Genomic DNA, 13,835 nt, shown 5'->3' with positions numbered 1-13,835 from the left:
GCGGCGGGGGAAGCGCCTCGCTGCCGCCGATATAGTAGATTTCCTGGCTTTTCAGCCCCAGCAGAAACAGCACCCGGTAATATTGGAGCTGCAGGGTCAGTTTCCATTTGATCATCGTTGTTCCTCCTTCCAAAAGTTCGCGCCAGGAAGCTGCCGTACACGCTCTCCCGCCCGTTTGCGCAGGCCGGTATTTCCGGTGTAAAATTCGGGCTTCGCTTTCTATGATTTTCAGTCCCATCAAGCGACTCCTCCCGGCTCATCGGCAGCTTCTCCCTGTGCCAGATCCGGATGGATGATCGCCCGGTAGGCTCCGTCTCCGGACAGCGTCCCGCCGTCAAGACCGATCAGCACCTTTCGGTGCAGGGCAGTCTTTCCGCCGAGTGTTACGGCAACATGGTCAGGCTTTAGCGCGAGCATAAATGACGCTCCCCTGTTCACTCCGCGGTAGGGGACCAGTCTTAGCCGGTCCTGCCATATAAAGGACTGCCCGTCCGTCTCTAAAAGCAGTTGATCCGCCCCCTCCTGGGATAGACGTCCTTTCCATTCCTGCGGCAAATACTCCTCCCATAGCGATGCCTCCATCACCATAACAGGGGTTTTTGTCAGAGGATCATACAGCCTGTTGCCGGTATCAAGCAGTCCGGAGCAGGTAACCGTCACGCCGTCGATCTCCACCTGCACCATGCCGATATAAGCTTCAAGCTTCTCTCTTCGCGCGCGGGAGGAATGAACGGCTTTGTAACAGCACAGGACCAGCAGCAGGATCAATAGCACAAACCAAAACCCGATTTTCAGCCGGTATGCATAGCCTCCCGTCGCCGTATACATGATTCCGTTCCAGATATCACCAGAACTTTGAAGCAGGTAATGTACGCCAAGAATGCCGCCCGCCGCCGCAAAGTTAATCACATAAAAGGACCCCATGCTCCGGAAAAAGCCTTGCAGGCTGGGATAACCGAAAGCGGCCAAGAGCATAACGACCGACAAGCCGAACTTGATCAAAAAGGTATACATGAAGGAAAGCTCCGGCACAAACATCATAACGACATAGAGCGCACCAACTAGAGCGGATAACCACAGCCGCCACCACTTGATCCTCACCTTGACCATCCAGCCGGTCAGCCAGAGCAGCGCCGCGTCGATCAGCAGATTGGCGGCAAAGATCAAGTCGATATAAACTACCATTCACTCACCTGCTTAAGGCTGCATATTAACGGCAACAAGAATGCTTGGCTTCGGGTCTTTTTGCTGCGATAGGAATAGTATAGAAAGTCTCAACTCCAAAGTCTGTCTAAACCTGGGGGGCGTTACCAGGCTTTTTTTGTCGAGATTTCTATGTATCCGTCAAGAACAGCTTATGCCCGTATGCCGACCATCAGTACTTTCTGGATGTAAAAAAGAAGCTGCTCCTTCTGTAGAGCGGCTTCCCTTGTGTTACTACCATGCAAAAGAAACGGCTGCGCCGTCCTCTTAGGGACGGTATCGTTTCTCGTAGAAATATAAGGCAAATGATAAGCGCGAAGCTTATACTTTCTGATATTTTAAAAAAACCGGGTTCCTTCGCCTTGTGGCCAAGAAACCCGGTTATTCTTCTTTCCGAGGGAAAGACTTGCTTGCAGATCAGTCGTTATTCCCCCGCGAACGGTTGCGCAGGAAGGTTGGAATGTCCAACTGGTCTGGGCTCATTTGGTTGCCGAAAGGACGAAGATTATTCGACTTGTCCGCTGACGGCTCGGACTGATTCGAAGCCGGACGGCGTCCCGGTGCGGCAGGAGCGGCTTTGGTTTCAAAGCCGGTAGCAATAACCGTAACCTTGATCTCATCCTTCATGCTCTCTTCGATAATCGCACCGAAGATCATGTTAACTTCAGGGTCGGAAGCAGAGGTGACGATCTCCGCCGCTTCGTTGACTTCATACAGCGACAGATTGGAGCCGCCGGTAATATTCATGATGACACCGCGCGCGCCTTCAATCGAAGTCTCAAGCAGTGGGCTCATAATCGCCTTGCGGGCCGCTTCGGAAGCGCGGTTCTCGCCGGTTGCGATTCCGATGCCCATCAGCGCCGAGCCGCGTTCCGTCATGATCGTCTTCACGTCGGCAAAGTCAAGGTTGATCAGACCGGGAACAGCGATCAGGTCGGATATGCCCTGTACCGCCTGTCTCAGCACGTTATCCGCTTCGCGGAACGCCTCCAGCATCGGAGTCTTCTTATCCACGATTTCGAGGAGACGGTCATTGGGAATGACGATAAGCGTGTCGACTTTTTCCTTCAGCGCCTCGATGCCAAGCTCAGCCTGCGTGGAACGCTTGCGGCCTTCAAAGGTAAAAGGACGGGTAACAACGCCAACCGTGAGCGCTCCGCATTCCTTGGCGATTTCGGCAATCACCGGCGCTGCTCCTGTGCCGGTTCCACCGCCCATGCCTGCGGTAACGAACACCATATCGGCTCCCTTTAAAGTATTCGAAATCAGATCGCGGGATTCTTCGGCCGCTTTCTTCCCGACCTCCGGATTGGCGCCTGCGCCCAAACCGCGGGTCAGTTTGTCCCCGATTTGCAGTTTATGTTCCGATTTGGCCATATGCAGCGCCTGGGCGTCCGTATTAACCGTGATGAACTCTACGCCCTGAACGCCGTTTTCAATCATCCGGTTGACTGCATTGCTGCCGCCGCCGCCAACGCCGATGACCTTAATTTGCGCCAGGCTCTCCATTTCAAAATCAAATTCCAACATATTGTTCCCTCTCCCCCTCAATGTGCTTGGATGGCCGGTCCAAGTGTATCTGGACGTTCACTATATGAAATCGCTGAAAATATTTTTTAGACGCTCCACAAATCCCTGCTTCGGAGCGGTCTCCTGGCTTGGTGCGGCGTTTGGTTTGCTGCGGCCCGCCGTCTTCTTGTTTGCGCTCGCAACCGCGCCGCTACCGCGTCCCCGGAAGCTGCGGACGACATGGTGCAATATGCCGACGCCGCTCGTAAATCCGGGATCTCTTACCCCGATGTAATCGGGAACGGCAACCCGGACGGATGCCGATAATTCTGCTTGAGCAGCCTTTAATACGCCCGGCATCGATACAGTTCCGCCCGTTAGTATATAACCTCCAGGGAGGTCATTGTAACCTAATCTTTTCACTTCCTGACGAATCAGGTGGAAAATCTCCTGGACGCGCGGCTCAATGATCGCAGCCAGATCCTCCTGGTTAAATTCCTTCTCCACATTGCTGCCGATTCTCAGTACCTTGAAGACGACTTCGGTTGCAGCATCGTCAATCCAGGCGCATCCGTATTTGAGCTTGACTTTCTCCGCCTGGTCGGTCAGCGTGCGCAGTCCGTAGGCGATATCATTCGATACAAATTCTCCGCCGATCGGTATTGTTGAGGTTGCAATAAGGGAACCTTCTTCATATACGGCTATCGTCGTTGCGCCGGCTCCGATATCCACCAGCACCGCTCCCCTGGACTTCTCGTCCTTGGAAAGCGCTAACCCGCCGGCTCCGAGAGACATCAGCACAAGATCTTTAACTTTCAGTCCTGATTTCTCCACACAACGCAGCAGGTTATGTATTGGCGTCTTGGCTCCGGTAACGATGGTGGCCTCCACTTCGAGACGGACGCCTATCATTCCGCGCGGGTCCTGAATGCCTTCAAGACCGTCGACGATATATTGCTTGGCGACGACGTCGATCACCTCGCGCTCCGGCGGCAGCGCAATGACTTCCGCAGCTTTGAGAACGCGCAGGATATCCTCTTCGCCGATTTCGCGATCTTCGTTCTGGACGGCTACTACGCCGTGGCTGGATTGCAGACCGATATGATTGCCGGAAATGCCGACATACACTTCGGATATTTGAATGCCCACCATCTGTTCCGCATGTTCGACAGCGTTCTTGATGGACTGGACTGTCTGGTCGATATCTACAATCGCACCCTTGCGTATACCCTCCGAGTCGGCAGATCCGACACCGATAATATTCAAGGTTCCATTGGTAACTTCCCCTATAATTGCCCGAACTTTGGATGTACCGATGTCCAAACTAACAATGATGTCATTGTTGCTCAAGTCCTATGGCACCTCCTGATTATCATAATGGTATCCCGCCGCCAATTTAGGGACGGAAACGCCTTCTTAACCTTATTCCACATGCCCATTCCTTTCCCTCTTTTTTCTCCAAATTTTTTGAGCGGGATGGTAAGTCCTTCGCTTGGAAATAGGAGCGGGAGCAGGATGTTGAAAATATTGCTTAAATAAAAAAATCCGAAGAAAAAAGAGGGATGAAAATTAATTGCCCATAAAACCGATTGTAGCATTTTTTATCCCCTATGAGTAGGGGCTATTTATTTTCGGCGTCTTCCTGTACCGTACTGCTGGCAAAGGGTACATAGGAATCCGCTTCCAGCATCGTAATCATGCCCGGTTCTTTCGTTTCGATGACCTGATTCAAGTATTCCACCTTGTCTTTCAGCAGCGAGACGGCCGTAGTCACTTCAAAGTGCGAACGGGTATACAGCTTGATCCGGTCCGGAAAAGAAAGCGTAGGCGAAGGAACGATCTCGGATATATCGCTGGTCAGTTCGTTCGGTATTTCCTCCAGCACTCCGCACAGCCTAGCCTTATAAGGATCGGAAGCCTTCCAGCCCGTCAGAATGGGCTTCTCCACGGCAATCCCGCTCTCATCGATGGAAACCGACGCGCCGCTGGAGAGGATCGCCTTCAGGCTCCCGCTTGGATCAATCTCGTAGGCAACAGCGGGAAACTCCTTAATCTGTACGGTAACGACGCCGGGGAAATGTTTATCTACCGTCACCTGCTGCACCGTATTCAGCTCAAGCAGCGATTTCTCCACTTCACTCTTGGATACGGCAAAAAACTGCCCGCCCTTCTTGAGGCCGCTTTGCCGAAGCAGCTCTTCCGGGGTAGAGTATTTGCTGCCAAGGAAATCAATCTCCGTAATTCGGCTGGCCGACGAACGGAAAAAGATAACGCCAAGCAGCGCGATAAACAGCAGCAGCAGGATCGCCGTAACCTTACGGCTTCTTTTTTTCTTGGGCTTGTCCTCTTGCAGAACAGGCAGTCGGGTATTTGACATTCTTTAATCTCCGTAGTAAGACCCTGCCTCCCCCATCGTTCAACTGGAGGAGACAGGGAAGTTTAATTTGCAAGATCAATCGGCCCCCGCACTGGCGCCTTGCGGCTGATCCGGGCGCCAAGTTTCTGAAACAGCAGTTCAATGCCATCGTAACCTCTATCAATATGATGGGCCTGCTCGACGATAGTCGTGCCTTGAGCGGCCAGTCCAGCAATGACAAGCGCTGCCCCGGCCCGCAGATCGGTCGCTTCCACTGTGGCGCCGTAGAGCCGTTTGACGCCGCGGATAAATGCACGGTTCATATCGGTCGAAATATCGGCGCCCATCCGTACCATTTCCTCCACATGCTTGAACCTACCTTCAAACACGGTCTCCTTGATGACGCTGAAACCGTCCGCCAGTGCGAGCAGCACCATGATCTGGGACTGAAGATCCGTCGGAAAAGACGGATAGGGCGAAGTCACAATGCGTTCTACCGAGCGGGGGCGCCCCATACAACTAATACTGATTATATCATTGCACACCGTAATTTGAACACCGGCGCGCTTCAGGACATGAATCAGCGAATTCAGATGACCCGCGTTGGCGTGCGTAAGCGTGACGTCTCCCCGGGTTGCCGCCGCGGCGATCATGACCGTTCCAGCGACAATCCGGTCGGGAATAACTTCATAGCTGCAGGACTGCAGCTTGTGTACACCCTGAATGGTAATTGTGTCGGTGCCCGCTCCGATAATCGAGGCGCCCATTTGGTTCAAGAAGTTCTGCAGATCCTGTATCTCCGGCTCCCGGGCCGCTCCGGAAATCGTCGTTGTTCCCTCTGCGGTCGCAGCGGCCATCATAATATTCTCCGTCGCGCCTACGCTCGGATAGTCCATGTGAATGTCGCAGCCCTTAAGCCGGTCCGCCCGGCAGGAGATTTTTCCGTTCGCTTCCTCGATCTCCGCCCCAAGAGACTGCAGTCCTCGCAGATGCAGATCGATCTTGCGTTCGCCGATTGCACATCCTCCCGGCTGATAGATCGCAACTTCACCGAACCTCGCCAGAAGCGGTCCCATCAGGAAGATGGATGATCTCATTTGCTTCATCAAATCTTCCGGAACATGCGATGAACAGGCAGACGATGTGTCCACCGTTACCGTATCCCCTTCATGTCCGGCCTTGCAGCCGAGCCGCTCCATAATCGCAAGCATCGTTTCGATGTCCAGCAGCTTTGGTACATTATGCAGCGAGTGAACGCCTTCGGCCAGCAGGCTTGCCGCCAGTATGGGCAGCGCCGCGTTTTTTGCTCCATGGATACGTATGGTGCCTGACAGGGGAACTCCACCCTCAATCACCAATTTGTCCAATGTATCACCTCCGAGATTACCGCTCACCCCCCCGCTAGGGCGCCGCCGGCGCTTTAGGTTAAAAGCACGCTTAAACCGGCAAAGGCAGCCGCTTTTCGGATACTTCAGGCAGTCGCAAGATCTCTCTTCAACGGAGGAAACCGCGCCGTCCGCCCCTTCCGGAAGCAGCCTTAGGTGATTGTCACGATTTATAGGATATCGTATGTAGATCTCCTCGGGTGTGTGACAGGAGGGAGCCAGGAAACAAAGGATAGGCTGCCGCTACAGGACCGTACCTGCGAAAGACCGGTTCACTTGCGGCGCGAACCAGCAAGCCGTCGAAGCTCCTGAACGACCAGAGCTGCGGAATCACGCTTGCCCAGCGCCAGCGAAGCCTCGGACATTTGCTTCCGGACGGCCGGGTCGTCCGTGATGGAGCGGACTGCCTTGTAGAGCGACTGTCCCGTTAATTCCTTCTCCAGGATCACAATCGCCGCTCCCGCGCGTTCCAGCTGCCGCGCATTCGCTTCCTGATGATTGTTCGTGACGTTGGGAGACGGAATAAGGACGGAAGGAATGCCCAGCGCCGTAATTTCGGCGATAAACGAAGCGCCCGCACGGTTCACAATCAGGGATGTGCAGGCAAGCACTTCCGGCATATTGTGAATATAGGGAAGCACATGCAGCCAGCTTGGAAAGCTTCCAAGCTTCTGACGCAGGCTTTTACGCGTCTCCTCGTAATAGGGCTCACCCGTGACATACACGTAATGAACCTGGGATTCCTTCACGGCAAGCGAGGCCATTTCGATCATCGCCTCGTTAATCGCTTTGGCCCCCCGGCTGCCGCCGACCACCAGCACAACCGTGCTTCCTTCGGGTATGCCCAAGGTTGCGTAGCCCCGCTTCGGATTCGCCTTGCTTACCGTTGTCGCGCGCGGATTCCCGGTATAGATGACGTGCTTGCTTCCGGGAAAAGCCGATTCGGTCCCTTCGAAGCTGACCGCCACCGTGCTCGCATACCGGCTTAAAAAGCGGTTGGTTAACCCCGGAATCGCATTCTGCTCGTGAATCAGGGTAGGAATACCGAGCCTTGAGGCCGCATATACCACCGGTCCGCAGACATAGCCGCCCGTTCCGACGACGACATCGGGCTTAAATTCCTTCAGCATCCGTCTGGACTCCCTCACACCCTTCAGGAAACGCATCACCGTCTTCACATTGTCCAGGGACAGCTTTCGCCGGAAGCCGGTAATATCGATCGAGCGAAACGGAAGATTCTCCTTCGGAACCAGCGTGCTCTCAAGCCCGCGCGTTCCGCCGATATATAAAAATGCGGAAGATTCATCCTCCCCTTCCAGCTGCCTTGCCACAGCGACGGCGGGATAAATATGTCCTCCCGTGCCGCCGCCGCTTAATACGATACGCATTGCCTTCACCTCGCATAACGGGATAGATTAAGTAAAATGCCGAGCGCCGTAAGCATCAGCGTCAGCGAAGATCCGCCGTAGCTAATCAGCGGCAGCGTGATGCCTGTAACGGGCATCATACCGATGACCACACCGATATTAATGACAACCTGCACCGCCACCATGCTGACGATGCCTACTGCCAGGTAGCTGCCGAATCGGTCCGGCAGGCTCATCGCCACTCTCATTCCCCGCCAGATCAGGATAAGGAATAAGATCAACACCGCAAGTCCGCCGATAAAGCCCAGCTCTTCAGCCAGAATGGAAAAAATAAAGTCCGTCTGCGGCTCGGGCACATAGCTGTATTTCTGGCGGCTCATCCCAAGCCCCAGCCCCCCAAGTCCGCCTGGGCCAATCGCATACAGCGACTGGATGATCTGATAGCCCTTGCCAAGCGGGTCCGACCAGGGGTCGAGAAATGCGGTAATCCGCTGAAGCCGGTAAGGCGCGGCTGCGACCAGCGCGGCGAATCCGGCAGCACCCGCCGCGCCAAGGCCCAGCAAATGGCCCATTCTCGCCCCGGCGGTAAAGATCATCATCAGAGCCGCCCCCATCATCACCGTCCCCGTACCGAGATCGGGCTGAAGCATGATCAGTCCGAAGGCTGTCCCGATCAGGGCTAGCGGCGGCAGAAGCCCGCGCGTGAACGAAGAGATGTCATAATCCTCGCGGCTCAGCCAGTTCGCAAGAAAGAGGATCATCCCCATCTTCATGAACTCGGAGGGCTGGATGCCGAAGGAACTGATGCCTAGCCAGCTGCGCGCGCCGCCGCGCACAACGCCGATTCCCGGAATCAAGACAATCACAAGCAGGATGAAGCAGACGATCAGCACCGGTCTGGACAGCTTCTTCATAACACGGTAATCCAAGTTGGCCGTAAAGAACATGGCGGCTAGACCCAGCCCGGCAAACAGCAGCTGTCTTTTGACAAAATAAAAGGAATCGCCATAATTGCGAAAGCCCAGCACAGAGCCCGCGCTGTACACCATAATCATGCCTATGGCCAGGAGCGCCAGAATCGGAATGAGCAGCCAGATATCCGGCGCGGGACGAGTCTTATTCATGGGTGCACACCTCTTGCATCGTAGTGGAGGCTTATCCAATTCCTCCCTACTTACAGATTATGCACCGCCTCTTTAAAAATACGCCCCCGCACTTCATAGGATGTGAACATGTCCCAACTGGCGCAAGCGGGCGACAGCAGAACAACGTCCCCCTCTTCGGCGAGAGCGGCGGCTTCCTGCACGGCCCTTTGCAGCACCGAGGCGGCGCTGTCTTCATTATCGACAGTGACAACCGTCTTTAATCCGGCGAGCTTCGCAACATGCGCAAGCTTGTCCTTCGTCTGTCCAAGCGCCACCAGCGCTTTGACGCGTCCTTGAAGGACCGGGAGCAGTTCCATGTAATCGGAGCCGCGGTCAAGACCTCCGGCGATGAGCACGATCGGCTGGCGGAACGAGGCAAGCGCCATCGACGTTGCCTTGGCGTTCGTCGCTTTGGAGTTGTTGTAGTAAGCCGCGCCGCCCTTTTCCGCGACATATTCCAGCCGGTGCTCCACACCGCGGAAGGAAGCCAGTGGCTCGGCGAGTCCGGCTGGGTCCGCTCCGGCGGCAATCGCGATGGCGCAGGCCGCCAGCGCGTTCTCCACATTAAAGCGTCCGGGAAGACCGATGGAAGCCACCTCCGCGATCACGGTTTCGCTCTCTGTATAGTCGCGATAGACAATGACGCGTTTCAGGTCATCCTCGGTATCAGGCACGAAAGAGGGACGCACAAACACCCCTTGCACCAGTTCTTCACTCATAGAAAACGGCAGGATACCCGCCTTGATACCAGGCACAAGCCCTCTGCAGTAGGGATCGTCCCAGTTCAGCACAGCCGTATCGCTTACTCCCTGATTGGCAAAAAGCTTCGCTTTGGAATCTACATAATCGCGCATATCGCCGTGATAGTCGAGATGGGTCTCGGCCACATTCAGCAGACAGCCTACCTTGGGCCGGAAGTCTTCCGTCCCTTTAAGCTGAAAGCTGCTCAGCTCCACCATCATCCAGTTGTCCGATGAAGCTTCCTGCGCCGCCTGAGTGAGCGGAGTGCCGATATTTCCGGCTACAATCGGATTCATTCCGGCGGCCTCCAGCATTTTTCCTACCCAGGTCGTGGTGGTCGTCTTGCCGTTGGAGCCCGTAATACCGATGATCGGCGCCTCGCATAGATGATAGGCCACCTCAACCTCCGTCACCACCTCGATGCCCAGCTCCAGCGCTTTCTGAACCGGCGGAACGCTGTACGGGATTCCAGGATTTTTAACGACTAGCTTTACGCCTTCGTGGACGAGTCCATCCGGATGACCTCCACATATAACAGAAATTCCCAAAGATTCCAGTTCGGAAGCTTCGGGACATTGTTCTCTCTCTTTTTTGTCGTTAACCGTGATGACGGCGCCGTGCTCATGCAGCACCTTGGCCACCTGCACGCCGCTTTTCGCAAGCCCCAGAACGACGATTTCTTCATCGCGGTACCTATCCGGATGTTTCATTATCTACAACCCCTTGCTCATATAAAGTCCCAGGCCAGCCAAGACGATGCTTACCGCCCAGAAGGTAATGACGACCCGCCATTCCGACCAGCCGCCAAGCTCGAAGTGATGGTGGATCGGGCTCATTCTGAAAATACGCTTGCCGCGTGTCTTGAAGGACGCGACCTGCAATACGACAGATAGCATCTCAATAACAAAGACGCCGCCGATCACGACAAACAGCAGCTCGCTCTTTGTGACAATGGCGATTGCCCCAATAGCCCCGCCGATGCCAAGCGATCCGGTGTCGCCCATAAATACTTTGGCGGGATGCGCGTTGAAGACGAGAAATCCGAGCACCGCGCCAATCATTGCCGCAGCGCATACGCCGGCCGCAATCGAAGTCGCCTGCATCGCAACCACCGCATAAGCGGCCAGCGCGATTGCGGCTGTCCCAGAGAGCAGACCGTCCACGCCATCTGTGAAATTGACCGCATTGGTGATCGCCATCATCATGATCACGATGAACGGATAATAGAACCAGCCGGTCCAGTCGAAGCTGACCGCGGTTCCGGGAATGCTGATGGCTGTGCTGTGTCCTGCGGAAATCAGCAGGCCGCACATCGCCGCGCCGACAACCAGCTGACCCAGCAGCTTCTGACGGGGCGTCAGGCCGAGCGAGCGTTTGAACACGATTTTGATATAATCATCCAAAAAGCCGATTAAGCCATACCCGAGCGTAGCTACCAGAAGAACATAAAAGTCCGTATTCACAACGGAAAATTTCAAGTAGGACAATGTAAACGCCAGGATGATGATGACGCCGCCCATAGTGGGTGTGCCCGCTTTTTTGAGATGGCTTTGCGGCCCGTCGTCGCGAACCTGCTGTCCGAATTTCATTCTGCGCAGCAGCGGAATAAGCAGCGGAGCGGCAATGACCGCAAGGATAAAAGATACAGCGATAGTCAGAAGCAGCAGTTGATAATCCACGGGTTCACCCTCTCCAAATCTTTAACTTTGATTAAAATGGTCATACAGACGCTGAAGCGCTTCTTCCAGCCTCATGCCTCTGGACGCCTTGAACAGTACAATATCTTTCTTATCGGTCTTCTTAATGAGGAGATCAGTAAGTGCAGACTTGTCGGTAAAAGCATGTACCCGGTCCGGACCGAACCGAAGTGCGGCGGCCCTCGCCAAATGTTCGGACAGCGGTCCGTACGCAAAGACAAAGTCAACTTCCTCCGGGTCAAGATAAGACCCGATTTCCCCATGAAAGGCGGCTTCGTCCGGCCCAAGCTCAAGCATGTCCCCTAACACCACAATTTTGGCACCGGTGCCCTTCATGGACTGAAGCACATCGATCGCGGCCTTCATTGACGTAGGACTGGCATTATAGGCGTCATTCAGCAGCGTAAGACCGGAGGACGTCCGGATGATCTCAATCCGCATTCCGGTCAGCTTGAGTTTGCTAAGTCCTGCTGCCATCTCTGCCTCGCTCACTCCGTAATAGCTTGCCACTGCCAGCGCGGCCAGGCTGTTCACGACATTATGCGTACCGGGCAGCGGAAGCGTAAAGGCTTGCTCGCCGTGGCGGCTTGAAGTGAACGTCGTTCCGCCTGGATGCGTCATGATTCCTGTCGGATAATCGTCATTCCCGGACTCAAGCCCGAAGCGGAACGTCCTAAGGCCCTCCGGCGCCGCGAATCCCGGCTCGCCCATCACCTCGGCAAGCAGCGGCTCGTCGCCGTTATAGATCAGCAAGCCGCCCGGTTTAAGCCCTTCGGTGATTTCCAGCTTTGCCCGGGCGATTTCCTTGCGCGAGCCAAGCTGGAGAAGATGTGATTCGCCCACATTGGTAATGACGGCTGTATCCGGCTGCGCCAGTGACGAGAGCAGTGAGATTTCTCCGCGCGAGCTCATGCCCATTTCCAGTACGGCGATATCCGTATTCGGCGACATGGACAGGACGGTGAGCGGCAGGCCGATATGATTATTAAAATTCCCCTGCGTCTTGTGCACCTTGAACCGTGTCTCCAGCAGGGCGGTAATGATATCCTTGGTCGTCGTCTTCCCATTGCTGCCGGTGACGGCGACTACGCGCGGACCCACTTCCTGAAGGTAGGCAGATGCCAGACGCTGAAGCGCCACCAGCGTGTCATCCACCAGAACCGCATTTCCCTGCGGAGCGGTACCCTTATCTCGCGTCCACAGCGTAGCGGCTGCGCCGGCTTCCAGCGCTAATTTGCTGTAATCATGCCCGTCAAAGCTGTCGCCAACCAGTGGTACGAACAGGCAGCCGGACGTAATTTTGCGCGAGTCTGTGACAACTCCTGTAATTTCTGTATCGGAGGCGCTGCCCTGGGACAACTCGCCCCCGCACATGGCGGCTATGCTTTGCAGTGTTCTTGTAATCACTAGCTTCGACCCCTTATAGCTTCTTGCGCGACGATGCGGTCATCGAAATCGAGAACAGCGCCGCCAATGAGTTGGTAGGTCTCATGACCTTTCCCCGCAATCAATACTACATCGCCGGGGCTTGCCATATCAATAGCTTTCACAATTGCCTCGCGCCGGTCGACAATCAGCTCATACCGGCTGCTGTCCACGCTGTCTTCAATCAGCCCGGCCTCTATGTCCTTCAGGATCGCTGCCGGATCTTCAGTCCGCGGGTTATCGGAAGTGACCAGAATAACATCGCTGTATTTTGCCGAGATTTTGCCCATAAGCGGACGTTTCGTCCGGTCACGGTCGCCGCCGCAGCCGAAGACGGTCAGAACTTTGCCCTCCGCGAACTCCCGGACCGTGCGAAGCACATTTTCCAGTCCGTCCGGAGTATGCGCATAGTCCACAACGACCGCGTAGGGCTGGCCTTCGTCAACCGACTCCACACGCCCGCTTACCCCCGGCACCGATTCAAGGCTGGCCTTGATATCCGCAAGCGGAACCTCCTCAAGCAGCGCGGCGCTTATGGCGGCAAGCGCGTTGTACACATTGAATTTGCCTACCATCTTGAGTGAAATATCGGCTTCACCCCTAAAGGTGTCCACGTGAAACGAGGTACCTTTGGCCGTGATGGAGATTTGCGAAGCTCGGACGTTGGCCTCGTTGTCAATACCGTATGTAATGACCTCGGCCGCCGTTTGGGCCGTAAAGTAGGAGCTTGCCGCGTCGTCCGCGTTCAGTACGGCGTATTTCCGTTCTTCTTTCCAGGGAGAAATCACATTTCCAAGTCTGGAGAAGAACAGTCCCTTCGCCGCGCGGTACTCTTCCATCGTATGATGATAATCCAAATGATCTTGTGTCAGATTGGTGAAAATAGCGGTGCGAAAGTCCGTTCCTTTTACCCGCCCCTGCTCGAGCGCATGCGAAGAAACCTCCATCACGCAGCACTGCACGCCACTAGACACCATATCGTTCAGAGAACGCTGAAGCTCAAGTGA

The 13,835-nt window shown here is 55.1% G+C and carries 11 protein-coding genes and 1 pseudogene; all 12 read right to left on the bottom strand.

The genetic code is table 11. The features are described from left to right. Positions 1-115: pseudogene (locus L691_RS32170) on the bottom strand (RNA polymerase sporulation sigma factor SigE); the annotation flags it as partial. Between the two features lie 122 nt (positions 116-237). Then, entirely contained in the window at positions 238-1,185 is a 948-nt protein-coding gene (gene spoIIGA, locus L691_RS0120100) for a sigma-E processing peptidase SpoIIGA (RefSeq protein ID WP_025692150.1), read from the bottom strand. Positions 1,186-1,620: 435 nt separating this feature from the next. Further along, entirely contained in the window at positions 1,621-2,733 is a 1,113-nt protein-coding gene (ftsZ, locus tag L691_RS0120095; protein ID WP_025692149.1) for a cell division protein FtsZ, read from the bottom strand. Between the two features lie 60 nt (positions 2,734-2,793). Further along, positions 2,794-4,062, bottom strand: a complete 1,269-nt coding sequence (ftsA, locus tag L691_RS0120090) for a cell division protein FtsA (RefSeq protein WP_025692148.1) — start codon at positions 4,060-4,062, stop codon at positions 2,794-2,796. 271 nt (positions 4,063-4,333) lie between these two features. Then, positions 4,334-5,089 (bottom strand): cell division protein FtsQ/DivIB, encoded by a 756-nt coding sequence (locus L691_RS0120080; protein WP_025692146.1) that lies wholly within the window; start codon positions 5,087-5,089, stop codon positions 4,334-4,336. Between the two features lie 62 nt (positions 5,090-5,151). Continuing rightward, positions 5,152-6,435 carry a UDP-N-acetylglucosamine 1-carboxyvinyltransferase gene (gene murA, locus L691_RS0120075; RefSeq protein WP_025692145.1) on the bottom strand — a complete coding sequence of 428 codons (1,284 nt, stop codon included), beginning with the start codon at positions 6,433-6,435 and terminating at the stop codon, positions 5,152-5,154. Positions 6,436-6,725: 290 nt separating this feature from the next. Further along, entirely contained in the window at positions 6,726-7,841 is a 1,116-nt protein-coding gene (murG, locus tag L691_RS0120070; RefSeq protein ID WP_025692144.1) for an undecaprenyldiphospho-muramoylpentapeptide beta-N-acetylglucosaminyltransferase, read from the bottom strand. 5 nt (positions 7,842-7,846) lie between these two features. Beyond that, entirely contained in the window at positions 7,847-8,944 is a 1,098-nt protein-coding gene (gene spoVE / locus L691_RS0120065) for a stage V sporulation protein E (RefSeq protein ID WP_025692143.1), read from the bottom strand. A 50-nt stretch (positions 8,945-8,994) separates the two neighbouring features. Next, positions 8,995-10,416 (bottom strand): UDP-N-acetylmuramoyl-L-alanine--D-glutamate ligase, encoded by a 1,422-nt coding sequence (gene murD, locus L691_RS0120060; protein WP_025692142.1) that lies wholly within the window; start codon positions 10,414-10,416, stop codon positions 8,995-8,997. Positions 10,417-10,419: 3 nt separating this feature from the next. Then, positions 10,420-11,385: a phospho-N-acetylmuramoyl-pentapeptide-transferase gene (gene mraY, locus L691_RS0120055; protein ID WP_025692141.1), complete on the bottom strand. Its 966-nt coding sequence runs from the start codon at positions 11,383-11,385 to the stop codon at positions 10,420-10,422. 21 nt (positions 11,386-11,406) lie between these two features. Next, on the bottom strand, positions 11,407-12,810 hold the full coding sequence (locus L691_RS0120050; protein WP_025692140.1) for a UDP-N-acetylmuramoyl-tripeptide--D-alanyl-D-alanine ligase: 1,404 nt from the start codon (positions 12,808-12,810) through the stop codon (positions 11,407-11,409). Continuing rightward, positions 12,810-13,835 (bottom strand): UDP-N-acetylmuramoyl-L-alanyl-D-glutamate--2,6-diaminopimelate ligase (locus L691_RS0120045; RefSeq protein ID WP_025692139.1); only part of this gene is annotated, 1,026 nt, incomplete at its 5' end. The genes L691_RS0120045 and L691_RS0120050, both read right to left, overlap by 1 nt.

It is taken from the genome of Paenibacillus zanthoxyli JH29 (assembly GCF_000520715.1).
Classification (GTDB): Bacteria; Bacillota; Bacilli; order Paenibacillales; family Paenibacillaceae; genus Paenibacillus_AQ; species Paenibacillus_AQ zanthoxyli.
This window is presented reverse-complemented; position numbering and strand designations above follow the sequence as displayed.

Excerpts from the sequence above, each read along its gene's own strand:
- spoVE (WP_025692143.1), bottom strand. The coding sequence starts at position 8,944 with ATGAATAAGACTCGTCCCGCGCCGGATATCTGGCTGCTCATTCCGATT.
- murG (WP_025692144.1), bottom strand. The coding sequence starts at position 7,841 with ATGCGTATCGTATTAAGCGGCGGCGGCACGGGAGGACATATTTATCCC.
- murD (WP_025692142.1), bottom strand. The coding sequence starts at position 10,416 with ATGAAACATCCGGATAGGTACCGCGATGAAGAAATCGTCGTTCTGGGG.
- spoIIGA (WP_025692150.1), bottom strand. The coding sequence starts at position 1,185 with ATGGTAGTTTATATCGACTTGATCTTTGCCGCCAATCTGCTGATCGAC.
- L691_RS0120080 (WP_025692146.1), bottom strand. The coding sequence starts at position 5,089 with ATGTCAAATACCCGACTGCCTGTTCTGCAAGAGGACAAGCCCAAGAAA.
- ftsZ (WP_025692149.1), bottom strand. The coding sequence starts at position 2,733 with ATGTTGGAATTTGATTTTGAAATGGAGAGCCTGGCGCAAATTAAGGTC.